This is a genomic window from Paractinoplanes maris (assembly GCF_023544465.1).
In the GTDB taxonomy this organism is placed as follows: Bacteria; Actinomycetota; Actinomycetes; order Mycobacteriales; family Micromonosporaceae; genus Actinoplanes; species Actinoplanes maris.
Map to the genome: position 1 here is coordinate 1 of NZ_JALPVL010000030.1, position 1,389 is coordinate 1,389.

General features: G+C 65.0%; 1 protein-coding gene. It reads right to left on the bottom strand.

Going from position 1 to position 1,389, the window contains the following annotated elements; translation table 11 throughout:
- Nucleotides 1–40: 40 nt before the first annotated feature.
- Nucleotides 41–1,342, bottom strand: a complete 1,302-nt coding sequence (locus NAG42_RS43825; RefSeq protein WP_250038496.1) for an IS256 family transposase — start codon at nt 1,340–1,342, stop codon at nt 41–43.
- Between the last annotated feature and the right edge of the window lie 47 nt (nt 1,343–1,389).

Consider the following 1,389-nt stretch of genomic DNA (forward strand, 5'->3'; position numbering starts at 1 on the left):
GGGTCTGTCAAGAAAACGGTGTAACTCGATGTTGTGGTGATCAGTTGCGGCCTGCGGTGAGGCGGCCGTCGAAGGCCAGGTCGAAGGCGTTGAGAGCGGGTTTCCAGCGGGTGATCCAACGGCGTCGGCCGGCGCCGGTCGGGTCGAGGGACATCACCGCGAGGTAGACGCATTTGAGGGCGGCCTGCTCGTTCGGGAAGTGGCCGCGGGCCCGCACGGCCCGGCGGATCCGGGCGTTCACGCTTTCGATGGCGTTGGTGGAGCAGACGACCTTGCGGATCTCGATGTCGAAGGCCAGGAACGGCACGAACTCGGCCCAGGCGTTGGTCCACAACCTCACGATCGCCGGATACTTCTCGCCCCACACCTCGCCGAATTCGAGGAACCGCTGTTCGGCGGCAGCTTCGGTGGGTGCGGTGTAGACCGGCTTCAACGCTTTCGCGATCGCGTCCCAGTGCTGGCGGGCCGCGTATTTGAACGAGTTTCTGAGCAGGTGCACCACGCAGGTCTGCACCACGGTCTTGGGCCAGACGGTGTTGATGGCGTCGGGCAGGCCGGTCAGGCCGTCGCAGACGGCCATCAGGACGTCCTCGGCGCCGCGGTTCTTGAGCTCGGTGCACACACTCAGCCAGAACTTGGCGCCTTCACCGCCGTCTCCGGCCCATAGTCCGAGGATGTCGCGGGTGCCCTCGGCGGTGACCGCCAACGCGACGTAGATGGGCCGGTTGGCGACTTTGCCGTCTCTGACCTTGACGTTGATCGCGTCCAGGAACACGACGGGATACACCTTGTCGAGGGGCCGGTTCTGCCACTCGGCCATGCCCTCGAGAACCTTGTCCGTGATCGTGGAGATCGTCTGCTTGGACACCTGCGCGCCATAGACCTCGGCCAGATGCGCACTGATCTCTCCGGTGGTCAGGCCCTTGGCGGACAGCGACAAGACCATGTCTTCTACCCCGGTGAGCCGGCGTTGCCGCTTTTTAACGATCTGCGGCTCGAACGAGGCGTCACGGTCACGGGGCACGGTGATTTCGACCGGGCCCACGTCGGTGAGCACCGTCTTGGCCCGGGCGCCGTTGCGGGAGTTCCCGCCGTCTTTGCCGGCTGGGTCGTGCTTGTCATAGCCGAGGTGATCGGTGATCTCACCGTCGAGGGCGGCTTCGATCACGCGTTTGGTCAGCTGCTGCAGCAGGCCGCCCTCGCCGGTCAGTTGCAGGCCCGCTGCGCGGGCCTGCTCCACCAGCCGGCCGACCAACTCGGCGTCCACACCCTCCGGCTTGGTCGCCGGAGTCTTCTTCTTGGCCACCGCCGAAGTATTCACGGCGTCTGTCGTCACGGTCATCAGGTGTCTCCTTGATCAGGAGTTACACCGTTTTTCTTACAGTCCCC